Here is a 23,496-nt window from a genome sequence, read left to right as displayed (position 1 = left end):
TGACGTTTGGCGGATACAAAGGTACAGCATTTTATAGAGGAATCAGAAGAGGGTACGGGGAAAACGAAGCTTACAGCAGAGCAGAAGGCAGCTGAAAGCCAGCGGATCATGAATGGTATCGCTGCGCAGCTATCCATCCCGATCACGAAGGTGAAATCGGCCGTAAGCTTGCTTGATGAAGGCAATACGATTCCGTTTATTGCCCGTTACCGCAAGGAAATGACCGGCGAGCTTGACGAGAACGACCTAAGGTCGATCGAAGAGAAGCTGCAATATATGCGTAATCTGGAAGAGCGCAAGCGCGAGGTTATACGGCTTATTGATGAACAGGGCAAGCTGACGGAAGCGCTGCGCACGGATATCAATAAGTCGGTTAAGCTGCAGGAAATCGAGGATCTCTACCGTCCTTATCGGCAAAAGCGCAAAACGCGCGCCAGCGTCGCGAAGGAAAGAGGGCTGGAGCCGCTTGCTGAATGGCTGTGGGCACAGCCGCGCAGCGGCGATCCGCTTGCTGAGGCAGCAGCGTATGTCAATGCGGAGAAAGGCGTGCCGACCGCTCAGGATGCTCTGAACGGCGCGATGGATATCATCGCGGAGAATATTGCAGATGATGCTTCTATCCGTGCGTGGGTACGTAAATTTACGTTCGATCAAGCGCTGCTGAAAACAGATGCTAAGAACGCCGCTGAGGAAACGGTTTATGAAATGTATTACAGCTATCAAGAACCGGTCCGCAAGCTGCCTCCGCACCGCGTGCTCGCCATCAACCGGGCAGAGCGGGAAGACGTGCTGCGGGTGTCTTTTGACGTCCCGGCAGATCGCATTCACGAGCATATTCAGCGGAAGCTGCTTAGAAACGGTACGGCCCAGCCGGTTCGCGATGTGCTTGCTGCCGTTATTGAGGATTGCTATAAGCGATTAATTTCGCCTTCCATTGAACGCGAGGTGCGAGGCGAGCTGACGGAGAAAGCGGAGGAGCATGCGATCTCGATTTTCTCGGAAAACCTGCGCAATCTGCTGCTTCAACCGCCAGTTCGAGGCAATATCGTGCTCGGTGTAGACCCTGCGTTCCGTACGGGCTGCAAGCTGGCAGTTATCGACGATATTGGAAAGCTGCTGGAGGTTGCCGTTTCTTATCCAACTCCGCCCAACAATAAGGTAGCGGAAGCGGAGAAGCTCATTAACGGGCTGATTGATAAATATAAAGTCGAATTAATCGTAATCGGCAACGGCACGGCTTCACGCGAGACGGAGCAATTTATCGCGACCCTGATAGGCAAGCGCAAGGCGGCTGCTGCGGGCGGTACCGAGCTGAAGTACATTATTGTTAATGAAGCAGGCGCAAGCGTCTATTCGGCCTCCAAGCTCGCTCAGGAGGAGTTTCCGACGCTGGATGTGGCGGAGCGCAGCGCGGTATCGATTGCCCGCAGATTACAGGACCCGCTCGCTGAGCTTGTCAAAATCGAGCCCAAAGCGATCGGCGTAGGCCAATACCAGCATGACGTAAGCCAAAAGCGTCTCGATGAGACGCTCGGGGGCGTAGTTGAGTCGGCAGTTAACCATGTCGGAGTCGACGTGAATACCGCTTCGGCATCGCTGCTTTCCTATGTAGCAGGCATAAACGGAACGATCGCGAAAAATATCGTAAAATACCGCGATGAGAACGGTCGTTTCGTGAAGCGCGCGCAGCTCCAGAAGGTGCCTCGTCTCGGCGCGAAATCGTATGAGCAATGCATTGGCTTTTTGCGTATCGTGGAGCCCGTCAATCCGCTTGACAGCACGCCTATTCATCCCGAGTCCTATGAGGTGGTAGACAAGCTCTTTAAGGAGCTTGGGCTTACGCTTAAGCATTTGGGCTCTGAGGAGCTTAAGGTTAAGCTTGGACAGCTTGATGCGGACCGGGTAGCGCCAACGCTGGGAGTCGGCGTTCCGACGCTTCGCGATATCATGGACAGTCTTCTCAGACCGGGACGGGATCCGCGCGAGGAGCTTCCGCCGCCGATTTTTCATACCGATGTGCTGAACATTGAAGATTTGAAGCCAGGCATGGAGCTTCATGGGACAGTTCGCAATGTGATCGACTTTGGCGCATTTGTCGATATCGGCATCAAAAATGATGGACTCGTCCATATATCCCAGCTGAGCGATAAATTCGTTAAGCGTCCGATGGATGTTGTATCCGTCGGCGATACGGTCACCGTCTGGGTGCTGGGCGTTGATGAGAAGAAGGGCCGCGTAAGCCTGACAATGCGCAAGCCTAACTAATAGCAGCCAAAATTAAGGGTTTGCCTGTAACCAGGCAAGCCCTTATACTTTAAGTAAAGCATGGACATCCCCTACTACCATACAAAAAGGAGTGAGATGACTATGAAAGCTGACAAAAGCATCAGCACCGCCCATCCAAAATGGTTCGGACTATCGCTGCAGGCGCTCGTCATTTTATCGCAAAAGTCAGAGATTTACCCTAGTGCAGCAATTGCCGATTGCTTGAAGTCGGAGGCGACACAGCTGCGTAGAGTGCTTGCCAAGCTCGCGGCAGCTCAGCTCATTGAAACCAGGGAAGGCCGCGACGGAGGCTACAGATTGAAGCGCCCGCCTGAGACGATTTCGCTTGCTGAGGTATATACCGCGCTCAAGGTCGGAGAGCCTTTCTGCAGCGGGATGCTGGACACGATCGGCATTCATGATACAGAACTGAAAATGAAATCGGCTTTTACCGATATTGCGCAAGAAATTGAGCAGAGAACGATTGATACGCTGCAAAAGTACACGATCGCTCAGCTCGCAGAAAGAACGTTATCCAAGTCCTCATAAAAAAGTAAATTTAACAAAGTTAGTTAATTGACAAACGTAGCGGCACGTTCTATACTGTGTATATAAATTATACAGTTAACCGGCAGTAAACTGTGCAGATAATTTCACAGTATAATTTTGAAAATAACTGTGAGTAATTCTACACAGATAAAAAAATATTCCTTTGGAGGGAAACCCAATGTCATCTACTCAAATCGATTCGCAAGTAAAAGTTCAAACAAATGAAAGCTCCCAAGCTGCTTTTTTCGATGTGCTGAATGGTCGTCGTTCTGTTCGTAAATACGATACCAACTTCGTTATTTCGGAAGAAGAAATTCGTGAGATTTTGGAAATTGCTACAAAAGCACCATCATCCTCGAACATGCAGCCTTGGCGTTTTCTTGTTGTAACGGATCCGGAATTGAAGCAGAAGCTGCTTCCAATTGCTTTCAATCAACAGCAAGTTGTAGATGCTTCAGCGATTATTATCGTGCTTGGCGATTTGGAAATGTACACGTTGTCCGACAAAATCTATAATGCGACTGTAGAAGCTGGTTACATGACGGAGGAAGTGGCAAGAAATTTCATTGACAACTCGGTCAAAATGTATTCATCCTTGCCTGCTGAGCGCTTGAAAGATATCGTTGTTTTCGACACTGGCCTTGTGGCTATGCAAATCATGCTGACAGCACGTGCTAAAGGCTATGATACGGTACCAATGGGCGGCTATAACAAAGATCAATTGAAAGAGTTCTTTAATATTTCGGATCGTTATGTGCCAACGCTTATGCTGCCAATCGGCAAAGCGGCTGTTGAGGCACACCCGACAACACGTTTGTCTGTTGATGATGTAACTTTTTTTAACGGGCTGTAATAACGAGCTTAAGTGAATAAACAAAACCCGGCCACTCACATGATGAGGGGCCGGGTTTTTACGTTATAATAAGTAGTTATTTGATTATAATGACACCCTGCTTATATGGCACCGCGAAATGGGCCAACCTGCTCTCAGGTTTTTGCCGTACGCGATTATGTGAGCAATGGGAATTCACTATTGAAATTCGGTGCCGTTTCCTTGTTCCTTCGGACTTTGTTTGTTACGGTAGAAATACCAGCAGTCATTAAGCAGCTTAATTTGCCTGCGGTCTTTCTTCTGAAATGCGCGCATCAGTTGGTTGCACAGCCACTGTGGCATTACATTGTCCTCCTCCCGTGCCTAACTTGTTGTAATACTACAATATGGAGGAGGGCGAGTGTCCGTGCAGGTCCAACCTAAATGCTCTGTTCTTCTTCGTATTCCTCATACCATTGCTCAAGCTGGGCTTGCAGCGCGCGTATTTCCGTCAATAAAGAGATAAGCGGGTAGGATTTTTCTTGTACGCCAGCAAAATCCTTCTCCAGGCTGTTGATGTAATCAAGGCCGGATACGATCGCGATTGATGAATCATGAAGCTCGACATCGTTGCATTCCGCAACCGCGTAAGGCAAGCTCGGAACATGCTCAGCCGTCAATTTATCGATTTCTTTATGAAGCCGCAGATTAAGCGCGCTTAGCTGATAAGCGTGCGAATCAGGCATTTCGACGAATAAGATGCTGTCGTTTTGTTTCAGTAGGACGTAGCGCATTGTTGCCATAATAGTTATTGATCTCCCCTCGGTATGTTACCGTGCATCATCTGCAGATTTTTCTACAAATTCATAATTCCTACTTGACAGTGTAGCGTATCACAGCTTTAAAATTCAAGTAGTTGGGGGAGAATAATCAATGAATAATGAAGCGCTGCAGCAATGGGTCGAACAAATTTCTACGACATGTTTTGGCCGGCCGTTTCTTCATCAAGCGACATTCAACAGTCGCTTGAAAGCAACGGGGGGACGCTATTTTACGCGTTCGCACAATATCGAGATCAGTCCGCATCAGCTTTCCACGTTTGGACATGAGGAAACCGAGAAAATTATTAAACATGAGTTATGCCATTATCATTTGCATATAATGAAGCGGGGATACAAGCACCGGGATGCTGATTTCAAAAATTTGCTTGCCCACGTGGGCGGGTCCCGTTATTGCCAGTCGCTCCCGGAGCGGGCGCAGCGCAAGCCACAGCCTTTTCGGTACAAGCTTATTTGCACCAAATGCGGGATGGAATATTTGCGAAAACGGAAGATTGATCCGGCCAAATATGCATGCGGAAAATGCCGCGGAAAATTAAAGCTAATAATGATTGACAATCAAAATGCAACATGATATATTATTACTTGTCACTTTTACTTTTCCCTGATAGCTCAGTTGGTAGAGCACTCGACTGTTAATCGAGTTGTCACAGGTTCGAGTCCTGTTCGGGGAGCCATATTTTTTTGGAGAGATACCCAAGTGGCTCAAGGGGACCCTCTGCTAAGGGGTTAGACTGCGTAAGTGGTGCGAGGGTTCGAATCCCTCTCTCTCCGTTCCAATTTTTCAAGGCCCGTTGGTCAAGTGGTTAAGACACCTCCCTTTCACGGAGGTAACAGGGGTTCGAGTCCCCTACGGGTCACCATATTTTTTCTTAATGACGCGGGGTGGAGCAGCCCGGTAGCTCGTCGGGCTCATAACCCGAAGGCCGCAGGTTCAAATCCTGCCCCCGCAACCAAATCACCTTTTAAATGGTGAACAACTTCTTTTGCCGTTGTAGCTCAACTGGTAGAGCAACTGACTTGTAATCAGTAGGTTGGGGGTTCAAGTCCTCTCGACGGCACCATTTTTCTCAAGATGCATCTTGGATTAGCCAGATCAGCATCACAAACACCGTAATTGCTGGATATCATCCATATGCCGTTGTAGCTCAACTGGTAGAGCAACTGACTTGTAATCAGTAGGTTGGGGGTTCAAGTCCTCTCGACGGCACCATTTTTCTCAAGATGCATCTTGGATTAGCCAGATCAGCATCACAAACACCGTAATTGCTGGATATCATCCATATGCCGTTGTAGCTCAACTGGTAGAGCAACTGACTTGTAATCAGTAGGTTGGGGGTTCAAGTCCTCTCGACGGCACCATTTTTCTCAAGATGCATCTTGGATTAGCCAGATCAGCATCACAAACACCGTAATTGCTGGATATCATCCATATGCCGTTGTAGCTCAACTGGTAGAGCAACTGACTTGTAATCAGTAGGTTGGGGGTTCAAGTCCTCTCGACGGCACCATTTTTCTCAAGATGCATCTTGGATTAGCCAGATCAGCATCACAAACACCGTAATTGCTGGATATCATCCATATGCCGTTGTAGCTCAACTGGTAGAGCAACTGACTTGTAATCAGTAGGTTGGGGGTTCAAGTCCTCTCGACGGCACCATTTTTCCCAAGATGCGGCTTGGTTTAGGCCAAATCAGCATCACAAACCACCTTAATTGGTGGACATAATCGATNCATCACAAACACCGTAATTGCTGGATATCATCCATATGCCGTTGTAGCTCAACTGGTAGAGCAACTGACTTGTAATCAGTAGGTTGGGGGTTCAAGTCCTCTCGACGGCACCATCTTTTCTCGGGACGTAGCTCAGCTTGGTAGAGCACCTGGTTTGGGACCAGGGGGTCGCATGTTCAAATCGTGTCGTCCCGACCATTTTTAAACCAATGAAATTAACATAAAACCGCTGTCTTCAAAGTCTAATCGACTTGCGAAGATGGCGGTTTTTTTATGTGGTTATGGGGAAATATAACTGCAATATGTCGGCTCAGCGTCATATATCAATTGAACAAGGAGGGCATTGCTGTTGAAGCTCAATATGAAGGTCATGGCACTGTTCGCGGTGCTGGTAGGGTGCTTATTAACTCCTTCCGCTGCTTTTGGGCAACCCGGAGCGTACCACTTTGGATTTAAGAAAAGCGTGGACGGCCGTTTGCCTTCAATAGATGAGGAAGGCTTCAAGCCCATTATTACGAAACATGGCGCGCTGTTTCTTGGAGACACGAATCAAAAGGAGCTCTTTTTAACCTTCGACAACGGGTATGAGAACGGCTTTACTCCACGAATTCTTGATGTGTTAAAGGAGAAGCAAGTGCCGGCCGTATTTTTCGTTACGGGACATTATGTGAAGGATCAACCGGAGCTGCTTAAACGTATGGCAATGGAAGGCCATATTATTGGCAATCATTCATGGAGCCATCCGGATATGTCCCAGCTGTCGGAGGGAAGCATTAAGACGGAGCTCGACAAGGTGAAGGAGCAGGTTGAGGTGCTTACGGGCCAGAAGGAAATGAAATATCTCCGGCCGCCGAGAGGCATTTTTAACGAACGGGTGCTTGCGGCAAGCAAACAATTCGGCTACATAAACGTATTTTGGTCGGTGGCTTATAAGGACTGGGATGTGAATGCGCAGCGGGGTTCTCAGTACGCATATAGCGAGGTTATTAAGCAGCTGCATCCAGGCGCAATCATATTGCTGCATTCGGTGTCCAAAGACAATACGGAAGCGCTTGGCAGAATTATTGACGAGGCGCGCCGCCAAGGCTATGAGTTTAAAAGCTTGGATCAGCTTGGCATGAGCAACCAGCAAGGAGAAGCAGATAATGGCTTTGACCCCTCACAGGGTTAAAGCTTTTTTTTTGCTGTTTTGCTTGCCTCCTAAATAACGAACAACCTTTAAAAATCTGCCCTCGTTCCATGGTTTGCCGCATGTTTACCTTTTGCCATTTGCATTATAATGAAATAGATTGTGTCTAAGCACGGGTACGCCATGAGAGGGGTTGACGAGAATTCAAACGAATATACGCAGATTAATGGTGCAAAAGTTTTTTTACTCCCTTTCATTGAAGCACAGAATCTGGCTGGCCTTTGTCATTTTAATTATGTTCGGCATTACGGCTACAGGGAGCATTTCGTATTTGATCGCATCGAAGGAAATTCAAAGCAATGCGCTAAAGTCCAGTCAGGACACGGTAAACCAATCTGCCCAGATCGTAAACGAGAGGCTCAAAAATATCGGCATAGCAGTAAGGGCGCTCATGTTCAGCGATCCCTTCAAGCAGGTGATGACGGATGCGCAAAATAATGACAGCAGCCGCTACTACAAGACGTGGACGTCATTGCAGGCGGTTTTCTCGCAGGTGAAATTCAACGACTCGATGATCGACAGTATTCTGATTGCTTCGCCAATCGGAGATTATTATCATACCTCGAACGTTAGAAATACGTCGCAATCGTTTTATGACTCGGATTTATACGACCAGTTTAAGGAATTGAAGCACGGCTTTTGGACGAAAGGACATGAGGACTCCTTTTTTATGGATAAGCAGCCGGTCATTTCTCTTGTCGTAGAGGGTGTAAATGACATGGGGGAAATGACATCGGATGTGTATGTCGTGATTAATATCAAGGAAGATGATTTGCTTGATCTATTTATGGAAAATCTTTCGACAACGGACAAGCAGTATTATTTCATCGATTCGGCAGGCGCAAATGTTAATCTGGCCCATACTGCTGACGATCGTTCATTAACGAAGCAGCCTGAATTTATCCGGCAGTTGAAAGAGGAGATGACAGGGTCCTTCTTTTATCGGGACAGCAAGAAGGATTATTTGGTCAATTATTCGAGGCTGGATGTCAAAGAGGACTGGATGATTGTAGGCATTCAATCGAGAGGCGAGCTGCTTGCGAAGCTGAACGGAATCAAGAAGGCAACCTCGTACGTCATACTTGGCTTCATGGTGCTTTCGTTATTCATTGCGAGCCGTTTGAGCGATTTGCTGCTCAGGCCGCTGTTCAGGCTGCATAAGCTGATGAAGCGAGTGGAGGAAAATGATCTTAGCGTACGTTTTGAAAGCGATTACAAGGATGAGGTTTCCCAGGTTGGCTTTCGGTTTAACCGCATGCTGGATGAAATCAAGCAGCTGATTAATGACGTGAAGCAACGTGAGAAGGAGAAGCGCAAAGCTGAAATCAAAGCGCTCTCTGCCCAGATGGACCCTCATTTTTTCTACAATACGTTAAATACGATCTACTGCAAATCCGTGCTTGGGGAAAACCAGGACGTGAACGAAATGATACTCGCTTTGTCGCAAATGTTCCAGCTTAGCTTAAGCGGAGGACGGGACTTGATTACGCTGAATGACGAATTGGATCATGTCCGTCAATATTTAGCCATTCAGCAAATGTCTTATGAGGATTTATTCGTCTGCCATATCGATGTGCAGCCTGAGCTGCTTGATAACAAGATTCCGAAAATTATTGTGCAGCCCCTCGTGGAAAACAGTATTTTGCATGGCTTTCAGGACCGAATGTCGGGCGGAGAAATCCATATTTACGCTCGGGCCGACGAGGATTGGCTCTATTTGAAGGTGGAAGACAACGGGGCGGGATTGCAGCCTGAGAGCATTAAGGCGGATATCATGAATCCGACTACGCACAAAGAAGGTTATGCCCTTCGAAATGTGTACCATCGCTTGCAATTATATTACGGAGACCAGCAGCGAATGGAAATAAGCAACAATGATGAAGGCGGCGCACGGATTGAGCTTTGGATTCCAAGGCAGGGTGAAGGGGATGAATCGAATGAAACAAATGGTTAAATTGTGCATTGTCGATGATATTCGCAGCGTGGTAGAAATGATCAAACATAAAATCCCATGGGGGCAATACGGCATCGAGATTGTAGGCAGCGCCATGAACGGCGAGGAAGGACTGGAGGTGATCCGTCAGTCGCTGCCTGATATTATTTTGACGGATATCCGCATGCCAAAAATGGATGGGCTGGAGATGACGCGAAGAATCGTAGAGATGCTCCCTCATAGCAAAATCATCATATTAAGTGCATATACCGACTTTGAATACGCCAGGAAGGCGATTCAATACGGTGCGCTTGATTATGTCAAAAAGCCATTTTCTATCGATGATATCGTAAAGGTCGTAGTAAAGGCAAAGGAAGCGTGGGAGAACGAAAAACGTGAACGGACCCATGTCATCGAGCTGGAAAAAAAGATGAAGGAGAGCCTGCCTGCGCTAAGGCAGGAATATATGTCCTTGCTTGTCCACCATCAGACGGATGAAACGGATATCGCGCAGTGGTGGGGCTTTCTGGATCTCCCGCCTCTACAGGCGCCATTTGCAGTTATGGTTATTCAGATTGACCAATTCACGGATAAGTACGGCGGCTTAGTCGTAAAGGAGCTGGAGCTTGCGAGGTTCTCCTTGCAAAATATCGTCGAGGAAACGATTGCGGCGCATGCTTCTGCCATCGTATTTCGCGAGGCATTTAACCGTTACGTGTGCCTCCTGCAAGTGAAATCCAAGGAGCTTCTCATTCGGATAGCGGAATCTTGCTGTGAAAATATTGCGAGCCATACGAAATTCACGATATCCATCGGTATCGGACAAGAGGTCAAGCATGTTCGCGAGCTGCCTAAGAGCTATCAGCAAGCGCTCAGCGCGTTGTCCTACCATTTCTATACGGGCGGGAACGGAGCTTTCAGCTCTAATTATGGCGCGCAGGCCAGTTCTGCGGGATGGGTCTATACCGTAGAAAGCGAAAATGAGTTTTTATTCGGATTCCGTTCGGGAAACCGGGAGAAGACGATGCAATGGCTGGCGACTGTTTTTGATGAAATGCAAAAGTTGACGGTTTTGCCCGAGCCAAGCGATGTTGGGCATCTCTTTCACGGCCTCTCGCTGCGGATGCTGAGGGTATTGCTGGAGAAGCTACCGCGCGAGCATCTGTCGGAGTTTGAGTCGAAGGTGCAGGAGGGTAGAGGCGAGAGCAGAGCTTCGCTCCAGGAATATCGGCAGTGGCTCTTTGAGCTGTGCGATATTGGCTGCCGGCTCATCGATAAGGAGCGAGCAAGCGAATCTCAGAAAATTATATATCGTTCGATCGCCTATATCCAATCAAACCTGCAGCTGGATTTGACGTTGGAGCATTGCGCGAGGCAAGCGAATTTAAGTTGGGGCTATTATTCAAATTTGTTTAAAAAGGTGTCCGGAACGACCTTCCAGCAATTTGTCACGCAAGCGAAAATCGAGAAGGCCAAATCAATGCTTATCGATGATTATCAGGTGCAGGAAATCGCACAGGAGCTGGGCTATGAGCATCGGCGTTATTTTAGCGAGGTGTTTAAAAAGCAGACTGGCCTAACGCCTACGGAATTTAAAGAAACTTCGCTCGGCAGGTCGTCCAAGTCTTAGGAGGAGCCGGATCGAGAAACAAGAAATATCTGCCCCTATTCGTAAGTTAGCCTCATTACCTATCCGAAGGGGATCTTTTATAGTTAAAGAGCAAGAAACAAAGATTTACCTACAAAGGGAGGATTACAAATGTATAAAAAAATCGGAACGGTCGTGCTTAGCGCGTTTTTAGCCGTTGCCTTAACGGCATGCGGCAGCGCGAACAGCAACAACGAGTCCGGCGCGACGAACAAGCCGGCGGAAACGGATGCGAGCTCTCCCCCAGCGAATAACGAGAAAAAAACAAAGATTGTTTATTGGACTGGGGATCGCCACGATATGGATTATATCAAGGAGGTCGTACAAACATTTAACGAAACCAATCAAGACAATATCGAAGTCGAAATGGTCGTGAAAACAGACGATTACAACCAAGCGATCGATCTGGCTTTCGCTTCCGGACAAGCGCCGGATGTGCTGAGGGTAAAGGAGAATACGATCCAGCCTTATGTGGCCAAAGGTTATCTAGCACCGATCGATGAGCTGATGACTGCACAGATGAAGCAGGAGTTCCCGCTTATTCAAGACTTCAACCAGATCGGCGGAAAAGTCTACAGCTTGCCGAATTACGGCTCTACTTTACGGCTTGTATACAATAAGGAGTTATTCGCGAAAGCCGGCATTGCCGCTCCTCCTACGAGTCTCGCCGAAATGGTGGATGCAGCGAAGAAAATAACGGCGGTTGGAAAAGCAGACGGCGCCTACGGCTTTGCGCTAAACTTCAAAAGTCCGGATAGCGCGTTCGGCCGTTCCGCACGGGTAATCGCTGAAGTTAGCGGTATTGGGGGTTTCGGCTTTGATTTCAAAACAGCACGTTTCGATTTCTCCGGCTTCAAGGATATTATTCAGGCCTACAAGCAAATGTATGACGACGGCAGCACGCTGCCGGGCATGGAATCACTGGATATTGACCCGCTTCGCGCGCAATTCGCAGAAGGCAAAATCGGCATGTATATATCCTTCTCCTCAGAGCCGGGCGTATATAAAAACCAGTTCCCTGCCAAGATCGAATGGGCGGCGGCGCCAGTACCTTCAATCGACGGCACAATCAAGGGGGCAAGCTCTTTCCTTGGCGGCCAATGGCTTGCCATTAACAGCTCTTCCAAAAACCAAGAGGCGGCTTGGAAGTTCATGGAGTACATGTACGCCGACAATATTTTGAAGACATACCACGAAAAAGGCTTTGGCATATCAATGGTTCCATCTATTGCAGCCGTTGCGAACAAGCCCGATATTAATGGCATTGAAGGTTTCCTGCCAACGGATAATGACAGAACATGGCCGCTCAGCCCGTCAGTAACGGTCGAAGGAATCAAAAGCAACGATGCGTTCTTCAAATATATGCTGGGCGATGGAGACATGGATGCGATAATCAAGGACCTGAATACAAGATACAACGCGGCGCTTGATAAAGCGATCGCCAGCGGCGAAGTGAAGGTAGAGCCGAAACCGGATTTTGATCCAATGAAGCTCGGCGCAAAATAACAGCTTTAATATTAAACGGGAAGAGGAGGGTGGAGTGCAGACTCCGCCCTTTCCTTTTCCTGAAAAAATGACAGATCGTACAGGAGTGGAAACGATGAATAAAGCGCGTCAGATTGGATTCTCCTACGTTTTCCTATTTCCGAGCCTTCTATTGACGCTTGTACTCGGCATTTATCCGCTTGGCTGGGCCATTCGCTATATGTTTTATGATTACAAGGGCTACGGGGAAGCGAAGTTTACCGGTCTATATAACTTTCAAAGACTGCTCGGAGACGCGCAGTACTGGGACTCGGTCGTAAATACGTTCATTTACGCGGGCGGGAAGCTCATTATTACGATTCCGCTTTGCTTGGCGCTCGCCGTTATTTTAAATCAAAAGCTGAAGGGGCGCCAGTTTTTACGGGCGATCTACTTTATGCCGACGATAATCAGCTCAGCCGTCATGGCCGTCGTGTTTTTTATTATTTTCAACTCGTATAACGGCATCTTGAACCAATACCTGCTTAAATTCCATATCATTTCCGAGAGGATAGACTGGCTCGGTCCAAAAAACGCGATGATGACAACGATTATGATCGCCGTATGGGGTGCGGTAGGCAATTATATGCTGTTATTTCTGGCAGGCCTTCAAAACATTCCGAATGATGTGTATGAAAGCGCCTCGCTTGATGGTGCCAATAAAACTCAGCAATTTTGGTATTTGACGATACCGATGCTAGGGCCTGTGCTGCAAATCGTCATTATGCTAGCCATCATTAACTCGCTCAAAGGCTATGAGACCATAATGGTACTGACTGAGGGTGGCCCAATCGGCAAAACGGAAGTGATGTACTTGTACGTCTATAAGCTGTTCTTCCCAACGCCGTCATCAGGAGCCGTCGTAGACCAGCAGTTCGGCTATGGCAGCGCCGTAGGCTTCACAACGGCCGTTATCGTAGGCATCATCACGCTTTTATACCACCTCTTGGCTAGACGAATGAATAAAATGCAATAAGGAGGACGCTATGAAGACAGAAGCCATACCCCATGTTCAGAAAAATAAAAAACGATTGACGCTTCGGATGGGCAGCATAAGCTCTCGCGCATTGCTCTGGATCTTCTTGCTGGCAACGGCGCTCCTAATCCTATTTCCTATTGTCGTCACTTTTCTCGGATCATTTATGTCCAACGCGGAACTTACGACAGGCGGAGCCATCTTGCCATCCGTGTGGCACATTGACAATTATAAGGAGGCTTGGGTTCAAGCGAACTTCTCACGGTTTACTTGGAACAGTCTCATGCTTAGCGGCGTCACGACGATAGGAACGCTTATTGTCGCTTCAATGGCAGCGTACGTTGTGGAGCGTATGGCATTTCCGGGCAAGGCGCTCTTCGTAGCTTTGCAAGCTTCGACGATGTTTATTTCCATTGGCGCCGTCGTCATTAGACCGCAATACGAGCTTATGATCAAGCTGCATCTGCATACTTCATTATGGGGAGTCATCTTAATTTTGATCAGCGGGCATGCTTATATTTTCTTTATTTTGCTTAGCTTCCTAAAGGGAATATCGAGGGAGCTGGACGAGGCTGCACGGATAGACGGGTGCTCGAATGCAGGGATCTTTTGGAAAATCATTTTGCCGCTGCTTAGGCCGGGGCTTGGCGTAGGCGCGCTATTCACGTTCTGCGGCGCTTGGAATGAATATTTGCGCCCGTTAGTATTTACGATGAATTCACCCGACCTTCAGACGTTAACGGTAGGCCTTTCCTATTTGCGTTACGGGGCATCAGCCGCCGTCCAGACGCATTACATGCTGGCGGGTGCTTGCTTATCCATTTTGCCGCTTCTTGTCGTTTATCTGATTGCTAACAAATCGTTTATGCAGATGACGGCAGGATCACTCAAAGGCTAAGGAATGAGGGGAAAACGACATGAACGATCAACGGCTGAATCGACTTCGAACAAACGCCTCTTTGCCTCATTTTGCAGATGCGATGATGCTGCTGCGCCATGAGGTGGAGGAGGCTTCACAGATAACGTATGGCATTGGCCCGGAGGAGCATGGCGAATGGACGCATCAGTACCATTGCCATCATGACGGGGCGCAACTCGCTTTTGATTGGAGGAAGCCCTTGTCTCATCTCTGCCCGGTCTGCGGAACGGTCTGGACGGGTGAGCCATACGACTCGGCATGGACTTCGCTTGTCCACGTCACCATTGGAAAAGCGGTCTACAATATGGCTTTGCTTCATATGATCGAGCCCGATCCGAAGCATTTAGGACAGATCAAAACGTTTTTGACCGCATATGCAGATTATTACGAGGGATACCTGGTTCACGGAGGCATTCCATACAACGGGCCAGGCAAGCTATTTGCCCAAACGCTTGATGAGGCGCATTGGATTATGGATCTGACGTTGGGCTTTTATTGGATCCGCGAGCATTTGTCCCTAGAGGAGACGGCTCACATCCGTGGAGGTTTGCTTGCGCCTTGCGCCAGGTTTCTAATCGAGCATAAAGAAAAGCAGATCCATAATCATTCCGTGCTCATTACCTCCGCGATCGCGTCTATCGGCATTTTGCTGAATGATGAAGCGATTATCCGCTCCGGCCTGGAGGGCGAATATGGCTTATACGATCAAATCAGACGCGGACGCTTTGAAGATGGATTATGGTACGAGGGCAACGTCCATTATCATTTTTATGCTTTCCAATCGCTGCTTCATTTTGCGCTGATGGCGGAAGGTACGCCTTGGGAGGTTTGGCAGACGGCAGGCCTTAAGTCGATGTTCGATTACCCCATTCATTTGATATTGCCAAATGGCGACATGCCCTCGCTGAACGATGCGGGCAACAGGGCTGGCATTCATATGTACGCCCCTTTTTATGAAATCGCGCTCGACATTTTTGGTGATGAGCTTTATCGGTCGCTGCTGAATACGGCCTATGGGACGGAATGGGCAGAGGAGCCGTTCTCGGGAGCGAAGGCGGTTGCCAGAAGCTCGGCTAACGCGCTTCTATTCGGCAGAGAGCTTGCGCCTATAGAGGGAGCGAGCAGCCACCCGCTATGGAATGCTGCCCATCGGAATATTTCTTTGCCTGCTAGCGGGATTACGAAGCTGGTTAATCGCAAGGGGTGGCAAGCCGTCATCAAGCATAGCAAATTCGGAGGCGAGCACGATCATATGGACCGCTTAGGCTTATCAGTCGTTTGCGGGGATATGCCACTGCTCGTTGATGCGGGTACTACCGCCTATGGCGTTCCTGCGCATTATGGCTGGTTCAAGCATACTTTCTCGCATAATACGGTGTGCTTGAACGGGGCCGACCAGCCGCCCGCTGATGGAAGGGTCATCCGGTTTGAGGAGCAGCCATGGGGAGCATGGACAGAAACGGCGGTGGACTGGCTCAGCGAACAATACGAAATGAAGGATCGGATTCATTTGCCGCTTGAGCTATGTCCTTGGGATCGGAACGCTTACGAAGGAGCTGTAATCCGCCGAATCAATGCGCTTACTGATGGTTACTTGCTGGACATTGTAAGCGTTACGGTGCCGGAGCGCCGGAAAGTAAGCTTAATGAATCATTTTAGCGGCATGCTCGCAGAAAATGGAGCAGCCTCGTGGCAGCTGACAGATGATAGACTTTGCGCACTCGACCAGAGATGGCTGAAGCAAAAGCGCAAGCTTATGACATCCACAAGGGCAAGTTCGTTTCATTACCAGCTTGAGGAAGGCTGTTTACGGCAGTTATTTTGGAGCTCTCAGCCTTGCGACATTTATACGGCCTTGACGCCAGACAATCCGCCTGATCGAGACCGAACGTCCATCGTCATGCGGGCGGATACCGACCAACGTATTGTATTTGTACAAGCGCTGTTATATGATTCAAACCATAAGACTGATCTGGATGCATTTGATTCGTTGGCTGTAAATATGCTGGCTGATAATGAATACCGCATTGTGATAGCGACAGCGGGAGAAAGGCAGGCGTACTCGCTTTTTTGGCACGAGAGCGGAGCGGAGCTTGCTAAATGTGATTGAGTGAAGGGAGATAGGACGATGAGCAACATCGGAATATGGGAAAATGCGGAGCCGGGAGTAACCCGTAAAATATTGCAGCCAGGGAATAGCCTTATGCTAATGGAAGTGCACTTTGAGCAGGGCGCGGAAGGTTATGAGCATTCTCATCCGCATGAGCAGCTAAGTTATTGCCTAAAGGGCGCTATCGAATTTACGATCGACGGCGAGAAGCGGATTGTACGGCAAGGGGAATCTATCGTTATTCCGAGCGGAGCGCTGCATGGGGTAAGAGCCTTGGAAGTTTCGGCTTTGCTTGATGCCTTTACCCCTCTGCGCGAAGACTTGATTAAATAAAAAGAGCGATTAAGGATTAGCACTGAAAAATAGCTGTGTGACAAAGGATCAATAGGTTGAATGAAGCTGCTCAAACGGTTGAAATAAACCGTGGGAGCAGCTCTTTTGTATGTATTCTCCTTCTAAAGCGTGTTACTATGGGCAGACTATGTGTAAATAGTGGCAAAGCAGGATAATAAATAAGTATGGCAACCGGCTATATCGAAACGGGAATGAATAAAGGGGCTTTGAACATGAAAAATATGGCTTTAATGCGCGACCCGAAGTACCGGAAATTGTTGTTTAGCGCGGGGCTTAGCTGGCTGTTTGATGCTATGGAGGTTGGGATGATTTCTTTCATCGTAACCGCGCTAGCTGCTGAGTGGCAGCTCGGTGCGCAGCAGATAGGCTTGCTAATGGCTATTAATTCAATTGGCATGGCTGCCGGCGCAGCGATATCGGGATTGATGGCGGATCGCTACGGCCGGCGCGCGATTTTGCTATGGACGCTTCTTATATTCTCGCTCGCAAGCGGCTTGTCCGCTTTGGCAACGGGCTTCATTGCCCTATGCGTGCTGCGGTTTGCAGCGGGGTTCGGGCTTGGCGGGGAGCTGCCGGTCGCTTCAACGCTTGTTTCGGAATCGGTGCCCGCGAAGGAGAGAGGCCGTGCCGTCGTGCTGTTAGAAAGCTTTTGGGCATGTGGCTGGATCGTTGCGGCGTTAATCGCCTATTTTATCATTCCTGCATACGGCTGGAGGATGGCATTTCTAATTGGGGCATTGCCTGCACTATATGCCTTGTATTTGAGACGAGCGATACAGGATTCTCCACGTTTCAAAGCACGGCGCGAGAGTGCGTTGACATTCGGTGATCGGATAAAGTCGCTGTGGTCAGCGAAGCATCGCAGCGCAACCATTACGCTGTGGATTCTCTGGTTTACGGTCGTCTTTTCGTATTATGGCATGTTCCTATGGCTGCCATCGGTCATGGTGCTTAAAGGTTTTGACCTCGTCAAAAGCTTTCAGTACGTGCTGATTATGTCGTTTGCCCAGCTGCCGGGTTACTTTACAGCCGCTTACTTCATCGAAAAATTCGGCCGCAAATTTGTGCTCGTTGCTTATTTGATGCTGACCGCCGGAAGCGCGTTGTGGTTCGGCAACGCGGAGACGGAGGGAGTGCTGATCGCATCCGGCATCTGCCTCTCCTTCTTCAATCTCGGGGCATGGGGCGGGATGTATGCCTATACGCCAGAGCTATATCCGACAGCGGTCCGTGGGACAGGCGTAGGGTTTGCTGCGTCATTTGGACGAATCGGCGGTATCATCGGACCTTATCTAGTCGGTATGCTGGTCGCGCGGAAAATGGCGATACCTTCGGTATTTATGATATTTTTTGTAACGATTATCGTTGGAGCGCTAGCCGTTCTGTTTTTTGGCAAAGAAACAAAAGGGACGGACCCTGACAAAGACATGAGCGATACAATCGCTTAGCAGGAGCCTTGTTTGGATAGAAAAAACCCGCCTTGCCGCATGTGCTGCAGGGCGGGTTTTGCTCGTTAAGCACCGCTTACTTGTTTCGAGAAGAACGTTTTAAGCGCCTTGTAAACCTCGCCTTTTTCCTTTATGACGGAGTACATAAATTTTTTGTGGCTGATATGCTTATAGGCCGACATTAACGTACTGCTTCTGTTGTACTGATTAACCTCGCCGTAGCCGAACATATTGCTTCTCTCCATAAGCTGGCCGATCAGCTTCACGCAGCGCTCGTTATCCGAGGTAAGATTGTCGCCGTCAGAGAAGTGGAACGGGTATATGTTCCAATTTGAAGTCGGATAGCGGCTGTCGATGACCTCGATCGCTTTCTGGTAAGCAGAGGAGCAGATGGTGCCACCGCTTTCACCGCGGTTGAAGAACTCCTCCTCCGTGACCTCCTTGGCTTCCGTATGATGCGCAATAAACACGATTTCCACATGCTCATACTTGCGTCGCAGAAAACGCGTCATCCAGAAGAAGAAGCTGCGGGCGCAATATTTCTCAAAGGACCCCATGCTCCCTGACGTGTCCATGAGGGCAAGAATGACGGCATTCGATTGCGGCTTAACGATTTCATTCCACGTTTTGTAACGAAGGTCGTCAGGCGAGATGCCCCCAATGCCGGATTTGCCTGCGTTGGCGTTGCGCCGCAAGTTTTCGATCAGCGTACGTTTCTTGTCGATATTGGACATAATGCCTTTTTTGCGAATATCGTGAAAAACAATTTCGGTCGTTTGTAATTGGTCCTTTTGCTTCTGCTCCAGATTAGGGAGCTCGAGCTCCTCAAATAGCATATCCTCCAGCTGGTCGATGCTTATCTCGGTATCGACGACATCCTCGCCTGGCTGATCGCCCGCATCCTGACCTTTGCCCGGTCCCTTGGCGGCTTGCGGATCGACCCCTAACACGTCGCCAACCTGTGAATCTCCATCGCCTTGTCCCACGTGCTGCTTCTTGTTGTAGTTGTATATAAAGTGGGATTCGTCGAGACTTTTAATGGGGACCTTGATCGTGCGCCTGCCATCGGACAAAACGATGCTTTCGTCGGAAACCAGATCGGGAAGGTTTTGCTTAATTGCTTCGTGTACCTTCTCCTGATGTCGCGCTTGATCCTCATAGCCTTTGCGGTGGAGCGACCAATCCTCACGGGATACAACAAACAGCGGCTCTGACTCCATTTCCCTCACCTCATTCCATTAAATTCATGCTGCAGCAAACAAGACACCTGAAATATCGCTTCCTAATTTCTTGTCTGTTACTCAATATATTCAAGAGCGGCGCGGTTATGTGAAGGAAAATTAGTCCATTTCTAGCAATCTATCGAATGGCTTGGCCAGCTCTACTTGACATTATGTCAAACGAAGCAGCGGATTTTTAACCATTTTGTATAATGTAATTTTAAAATGGTGTTATATAATATAACATATAAACATCGAAATGTATCTCATACCTAACATGAAAAATGGCATAAACGACGAGGAGGGATTTCATGGATCTATCCGAAGCTGCAAAACAGGCTGAAATCATTGTCGATCAAGTATCTATGCATTTTGGCAAAAAAGGTCATGAGGTTACCGCTCTTGAGCAGGTCAGCTTCAAAATCTATCAAAATGAATTCGTATCGCTCCTTGGTCCCTCGGGCTGTGGAAAATCCACGATTCTTCGGCTAATGGCCGATCTGCTTGAGCCGAGCGAGGGCAGCATTACGATCCAAAATGAGCATCCTCGAGAAGTTCGCCTCCGCCGAAAGTTCGGCATCGTCTTTCAAAACCCCACCTTGTTCGAATGGAGAACCGTCAAAGAAAATATTGAGCTTCCGCTTGAAGTGCTTGGGCAGAAAAAAACGCAGTTTCATGCGCTGACCGAGCAGCTTATCGAAATGGTCGGGCTCTCCGCCTTCAAAAATTATTACCCGTGGCAGCTCAGCGGCGGCATGCAGCAGCGGGTTGCCATTGCTCGCGCGCTTTCCTTAGACCCGCCTATTTTATTTATGGATGAGCCCTTCTCCGCACTGGATGAATTTACGAAGGAGAAGCTGCAGCTGGAGCTGCTTGCCATTAAACGCAAAACAAACAAAACGATCGTGTTCGTCACGCATAGCATTCCCGAGGCTGTCTTTCTGTCGAATCGCATCATTGTGCTCTCGGCTCACCCGGGCAAAGTTCACTCCATTGTGGATATTGCGAGAGAGGAGAGCGATTCTGTTCATTTTCGCGAAACGGAGCGGTTCCATGAAATGACGCGAAAGGTCAGAAATTGCTTTTACGAGGAGAGTGGTTTCCTTGATGAGCAGATGGTTTAGAAGCTATGGGCAAGGCGGCGCGATTGCAATATGGGCGGCAATGGTTTTGCTGTTTTGGGAGGTTATGGCATGGTTCATCGCTAATGTTGCCCATATCATTAATCCCGCCTCTAAGCTGCCATACTTGCATCTTGTCATCAGCAACCTAATCGAGCATTTTCCTGCCTTGATGGAGCAGGGCGCGATTACATTTGGCAATTCCATTACCGGCTTCGTTATTGGCTCGGCAATCGGTTTTTTGCTTGCCATTGTTATGAGCCTGTCGCGAACCATTGAAAATACGTTGTCCCCTTATATGGTTGCCTCTCAAATGATTCCGATCATTGGCCTTGCCCCTATTATTTACGGGATCATCCATGATGCAGCGCTGTCCCGCATTCTAATGGCAGGTTATGTCACCTTTTTCCCGGTTACGATTCATGCACTGCGGGGACTGCAAAGCATAAAATCCGAACAGCTCGAGTTGATGCGCTCCTATGCGGCTTCCACGTGGACGCTATATATGAAGCTGAAGCTGAAAGCGGCGCTGCCAGGCGTATTTGCCGGGCTTAAGCTATCCGCTCCGCTCGCCATAACCGCATCCATCATCGTGGAGCTAATGGGTGCGCCGGACGGCATCGGCGTTCTGATGATCAGCTCGCTTTATTACGGAACGTCGCAGGTCTATATGTTCTGGTCAACGGTTCTTGTCAGCATGGCTATCGGCTTAAGCTTGTTTCTGATCATCGGCTTGCTGGAGAGGTGGCTGACGCCTTGGCAGCCGGAATTCCGGGCGAAGGGGAGGGAGGAAGAATGAAGGAAATGATTGCGGCACGCTCCGCCGAACGCGTCCCTTCCAAACCTTCGGCTGTCAAAATGAAAGCCGGTTTCAAACGCAAACGTCCCGCGTTTCTGCTGCCATTTTGGCTTGGCATCGTCTTTCTCGTCATTTGGCAGCTTGAAGGCTTTCATCGGCTGTTCGCGTTAGAGCAATACCAGCTGCCAATTCCATCCTCCATTGCGGCTTCGATTGGGGAAAATTCCGATGTGCTGTGGAGCTATTCTCTCTATACCGGAAGCGAGATGCTGGGAGGCTGTCTAATCGGATCGCTGCTCGGCTTGCTTGCAGCTGCTGCCGCCTCATGGTTCCCGAAGTTCGGAAGCGGGGGCATTACGCTTATGGCTTCCTTGAATGCCGTGCCGATCGTGGCGCTGGCTCCGGTGATGAACAATTGGTTCGGCGATGGCGTAGCTTCCAAAATGGCTATCGTGTCCATCATGACGATGGCAACGATGGCCGTCACCGCCTTCAAAGGGCTGCGGTCGATCGACAAGGCGTCCATAGAGCTCATGCATTCCTATGCAGCCGGGAAATTTCAGGTGTTCATGAAGCTTCGTCTGCGGGCGGCGCTTCCCCATCTATTCACCGCTTTGAAAATCAATATGTCGACGAGTATTATCGGAGCGATCGTCGGGGAGTTTTTTATATCGTCACGGGGGCTTGGCTACCTGCTCTCCGACCAAATCAAGCTTGCGAACATGCCGCTTGCTTGGTCCTGCATCGTTATTGCGGCAGTGCTTGGCATCGTATTATATTACCTCGTTCAGCTTGCGGAACGGCTGGTTATTCCCTGGCATGTTGCGCAGCGAAAGCACTAGCCCAAAACAGAGGTTCCGTTCGACCATTACGCGTCATCAGGGGCTGACAGCAGCTTTTTATAAATAGAGAAAATTGAAAATGGAGAGGAATGGTCTGCATGACAAACAAAAACCGTAGGCTGCACCCCGTTTTAACGATGATGCTTGTGCTTTCGCTGCTTGCAGTTGCTGCGTGCGGCAACGCTAACAAGCCGGCTTCTGCAACAAATGAGCCCGCATCTGCCACTGACGGATCGGCAGCGACTGAGAAGCCAGCCGCTGAACCGCTAAAGAAAGTGAAAATTCAGCTGAAATGGGTGCCGCAGGCACAGTTTGCCGGTATTTTTGTCGCGAAGGAAAAAGGGTTCTACGAGGAAGAAGGGCTGGACGTCGAGATTATTCCGGGCGGGCCGGATGTCGTAATCGAGCAGCAGGTTGTAAATGGCGCGGCAGACATAGGCGTAACGAGCTTCGACAGCTTGCTTGTTAACCGTGATAACGGTTTGCCGCTCGTTTCCATCGCTCAGGTACTCCAAAAAAGCTCCTATCGTTTCGTAGCGAGCAAGGAGTCGGGCATTGACGAGCCGGCGAAGATGAGAGGCAAAAAGGTTGGCATGTGGACGGGCAGCCAGCAGTTCCAAGTGCTTGCGTTCATGGAGAAAAACGGTCTTGATCCAAAAAAGGACGTTGAGCTGGTGAAGCAAGGCTTTACGATGGATCAGTTTTTTAACAAGCAGCTGGATGTTGCAGTCTCTACTGTTTATAACGAATATCATGTCGTGCTTGAAAGCGGCGTGAAGGAAGAAGATTTGTACGTATATGATTTCGAGGATGCGGGCGTCGGGATGCTGGAGGATACGCTGATTGTGAAAGACGAGTGGCTCAAAAACAATCGCGAGCTGGCGGTGAAGGCGATTAAAGCGACGATGAAGGGCTGGAATTACGCGATTGCCAATCAAGCGGAATCGGTAGATATCGTGATGAGCGCCGTAACGGAAGGAAGCACGACGAAGGAGCATCAGACGACGATGCTGATGGAGATGGCAAAGCTCGTGAAGCCGGATGGGTTCTCGGAGGCGCAGGTAGGGTCATTTGTCGATGAGGCGGTGCAGCGGACCGTCGATATCGCGCTCAAATACGCGCTTATTAAGAAGGCTCCGGATATGGCGGCGGCTGTCGACAAAACAATTTTGGAAGATGCGGCCAAGTAGGCGCATACGCTAGTCTATAACGATC

The 23,496-nt window shown here is 49.0% G+C and carries 20 protein-coding genes and 11 tRNA genes; 28 read left to right on the top strand and 3 right to left on the bottom strand.

The features are described 5' to 3' along the window. Window positions 1-6: 6 nt before the first annotated feature. From A7975_RS14635 to A7975_RS14625, 3 genes are all read left to right on the top strand, one after another. On the top strand, window positions 7-2,265 hold the full coding sequence (locus A7975_RS14635; RefSeq protein ID WP_082198197.1) for a Tex family protein: 2,259 nt from the start codon (window positions 7-9) through the stop codon (window positions 2,263-2,265). 102 nt (window positions 2,266-2,367) lie between these two features. Then, complete coding sequence (locus A7975_RS14630) at window positions 2,368-2,814, top strand: RrF2 family transcriptional regulator (RefSeq protein ID WP_065385560.1); 447 nt, start codon at window positions 2,368-2,370, stop codon at window positions 2,812-2,814. 178 nt (window positions 2,815-2,992) lie between these two features. Further along, window positions 2,993-3,667, top strand: coding sequence for a nitroreductase family protein (locus tag A7975_RS14625; RefSeq protein ID WP_053372196.1), 675 nt, complete (start codon window positions 2,993-2,995; stop codon window positions 3,665-3,667). 177 nt (window positions 3,668-3,844) lie between these two features. Here the strand turns inward: A7975_RS14625 and cmpA are convergent, their stop codons facing one another. Both cmpA and A7975_RS14620 read right to left on the bottom strand, forming a co-directional pair. After that, the gene (gene cmpA, locus A7975_RS33680; RefSeq protein WP_141680301.1) at window positions 3,845-3,988 is read right to left on the bottom strand and encodes a cortex morphogenetic protein CmpA; all 144 of its coding nucleotides are present in this window, start codon (window positions 3,986-3,988) and stop codon (window positions 3,845-3,847) included. A 77-nt stretch (window positions 3,989-4,065) separates the two neighbouring features. Next, a complete protein-coding gene (locus A7975_RS14620; protein ID WP_053372195.1) occupies window positions 4,066-4,428 on the bottom strand; it encodes a hypothetical protein in 363 nt (120 codons plus the stop codon). 130 nt (window positions 4,429-4,558) lie between these two features. Between A7975_RS14620 and A7975_RS14615 the strand changes: the two genes are divergently transcribed. The 21 genes from A7975_RS14615 (at window position 4,559) to A7975_RS14515 (ending at window position 18,299) form a co-directional block, all read left to right on the top strand. Beyond that, window positions 4,559-5,038, top strand: coding sequence for a SprT family protein (locus A7975_RS14615; protein WP_053372194.1), 480 nt, complete (start codon window positions 4,559-4,561; stop codon window positions 5,036-5,038). A 27-nt stretch (window positions 5,039-5,065) separates the two neighbouring features. Beyond that, window positions 5,066-5,141: transfer RNA gene (locus A7975_RS14610), tRNA-Asn, on the top strand. Between the two features lie 9 nt (window positions 5,142-5,150). Beyond that, a tRNA-Ser gene (locus A7975_RS14605) sits at window positions 5,151-5,238 on the top strand. A gap of 14 nt (window positions 5,239-5,252) precedes the next feature. Then, window positions 5,253-5,327, top strand: a tRNA-Glu gene (locus A7975_RS14600). Between the two features lie 16 nt (window positions 5,328-5,343). Continuing rightward, window positions 5,344-5,420, top strand: a tRNA-Met gene (locus tag A7975_RS14595). A 32-nt stretch (window positions 5,421-5,452) separates the two neighbouring features. After that, window positions 5,453-5,528: transfer RNA gene (locus A7975_RS14590), tRNA-Thr, on the top strand. A 73-nt stretch (window positions 5,529-5,601) separates the two neighbouring features. Then, window positions 5,602-5,677 (top strand) — tRNA-Thr (locus A7975_RS14585). A 73-nt stretch (window positions 5,678-5,750) separates the two neighbouring features. Next, window positions 5,751-5,826 (top strand) — tRNA-Thr (locus A7975_RS14580). A 73-nt stretch (window positions 5,827-5,899) separates the two neighbouring features. Continuing rightward, window positions 5,900-5,975: transfer RNA gene (locus tag A7975_RS14575), tRNA-Thr, on the top strand. A gap of 73 nt (window positions 5,976-6,048) precedes the next feature. After that, window positions 6,049-6,124, top strand: a tRNA-Thr gene (locus tag A7975_RS14570). 111 nt (window positions 6,125-6,235) lie between these two features. Further along, window positions 6,236-6,311, top strand: a tRNA-Thr gene (locus A7975_RS14565). A gap of 8 nt (window positions 6,312-6,319) precedes the next feature. Next, window positions 6,320-6,396: transfer RNA gene (locus tag A7975_RS14560), tRNA-Pro, on the top strand. A gap of 163 nt (window positions 6,397-6,559) precedes the next feature. Then, window positions 6,560-7,369 carry a delta-lactam-biosynthetic de-N-acetylase gene (pdaA, locus tag A7975_RS14555; RefSeq protein ID WP_082198262.1) on the top strand — a complete coding sequence of 270 codons (810 nt, stop codon included), beginning with the start codon at window positions 6,560-6,562 and terminating at the stop codon, window positions 7,367-7,369. Window positions 7,370-7,520: 151 nt separating this feature from the next. Continuing rightward, window positions 7,521-9,341 (top strand): sensor histidine kinase, encoded by a 1,821-nt coding sequence (locus A7975_RS14550; RefSeq protein WP_255314288.1) that lies wholly within the window; start codon window positions 7,521-7,523, stop codon window positions 9,339-9,341. Then, window positions 9,325-10,950 carry a response regulator transcription factor gene (locus A7975_RS14545; protein WP_255314287.1) on the top strand — a complete coding sequence of 542 codons (1,626 nt, stop codon included), beginning with the start codon at window positions 9,325-9,327 and terminating at the stop codon, window positions 10,948-10,950. Before A7975_RS14550 ends, A7975_RS14545 begins: the two co-directional genes overlap by 17 nt. 129 nt (window positions 10,951-11,079) lie before the next feature. Beyond that, complete coding sequence (locus A7975_RS14540) at window positions 11,080-12,474, top strand: ABC transporter substrate-binding protein (RefSeq protein ID WP_065385557.1); 1,395 nt, start codon at window positions 11,080-11,082, stop codon at window positions 12,472-12,474. A 94-nt stretch (window positions 12,475-12,568) separates the two neighbouring features. Continuing rightward, window positions 12,569-13,468 (top strand): carbohydrate ABC transporter permease, encoded by a 900-nt coding sequence (locus A7975_RS14535; protein WP_065385910.1) that lies wholly within the window; start codon window positions 12,569-12,571, stop codon window positions 13,466-13,468. A gap of 67 nt (window positions 13,469-13,535) precedes the next feature. Next, a complete protein-coding gene (locus A7975_RS14530; RefSeq protein WP_065385909.1) occupies window positions 13,536-14,366 on the top strand; it encodes a carbohydrate ABC transporter permease in 831 nt (276 codons plus the stop codon). Window positions 14,367-14,385: 19 nt separating this feature from the next. Further along, window positions 14,386-16,497, top strand: a complete 2,112-nt coding sequence (locus A7975_RS14525; RefSeq protein ID WP_065385556.1) for a heparinase II/III domain-containing protein — start codon at window positions 14,386-14,388, stop codon at window positions 16,495-16,497. An 18-nt stretch (window positions 16,498-16,515) separates the two neighbouring features. Further along, window positions 16,516-16,830: a cupin domain-containing protein gene (locus A7975_RS14520; RefSeq protein ID WP_053377348.1), complete on the top strand. Its 315-nt coding sequence runs from the start codon at window positions 16,516-16,518 to the stop codon at window positions 16,828-16,830. Window positions 16,831-17,063: 233 nt separating this feature from the next. Continuing rightward, window positions 17,064-18,299, top strand: a complete 1,236-nt coding sequence (locus A7975_RS14515) for an MFS transporter (RefSeq protein WP_065385908.1) — start codon at window positions 17,064-17,066, stop codon at window positions 18,297-18,299. Between the two features lie 65 nt (window positions 18,300-18,364). Here A7975_RS14515 and yhbH read toward each other — a convergent pair whose 3' ends face one another. Then, entirely contained in the window at window positions 18,365-19,519 is a 1,155-nt protein-coding gene (yhbH, locus tag A7975_RS14510; protein ID WP_053377346.1) for a sporulation protein YhbH, read from the bottom strand. A 311-nt stretch (window positions 19,520-19,830) separates the two neighbouring features. On the opposite strand from yhbH, the gene A7975_RS14505 reads away from it, so the two are divergent. The 4 genes from A7975_RS14505 to A7975_RS14490 all read left to right on the top strand — a co-directional run bounded on the left by A7975_RS14505 (window position 19,831) and on the right by A7975_RS14490 (window position 23,471). After that, window positions 19,831-20,643, top strand: a complete 813-nt coding sequence (locus tag A7975_RS14505) for an ABC transporter ATP-binding protein (RefSeq protein WP_065385555.1) — start codon at window positions 19,831-19,833, stop codon at window positions 20,641-20,643. Next, window positions 20,627-21,439, top strand: a complete 813-nt coding sequence (locus A7975_RS14500) for an ABC transporter permease (protein WP_065385554.1) — start codon at window positions 20,627-20,629, stop codon at window positions 21,437-21,439. Before A7975_RS14505 ends, A7975_RS14500 begins: the two co-directional genes overlap by 17 nt. Beyond that, window positions 21,436-22,281 carry an ABC transporter permease gene (locus A7975_RS14495; protein ID WP_082198196.1) on the top strand — a complete coding sequence of 282 codons (846 nt, stop codon included), beginning with the start codon at window positions 21,436-21,438 and terminating at the stop codon, window positions 22,279-22,281. Before A7975_RS14500 ends, A7975_RS14495 begins: the two co-directional genes overlap by 4 nt. A 98-nt stretch (window positions 22,282-22,379) precedes the next feature. Beyond that, window positions 22,380-23,471, top strand: coding sequence for an ABC transporter substrate-binding protein (locus tag A7975_RS14490; RefSeq protein WP_065385553.1), 1,092 nt, complete (start codon window positions 22,380-22,382; stop codon window positions 23,469-23,471). Window positions 23,472-23,496 lie beyond the last annotated feature (25 nt).

The sequence above is a fragment of the Bacillus sp. FJAT-26390 genome (genome assembly GCF_001682865.1).
Classification (GTDB): Bacteria; Bacillota; Bacilli; order Paenibacillales; family Paenibacillaceae; genus Pristimantibacillus.
The sequence above is the reverse complement of the archived record's forward strand: the minus strand, read 5'-3'. Positions and strand labels throughout refer to the sequence as shown.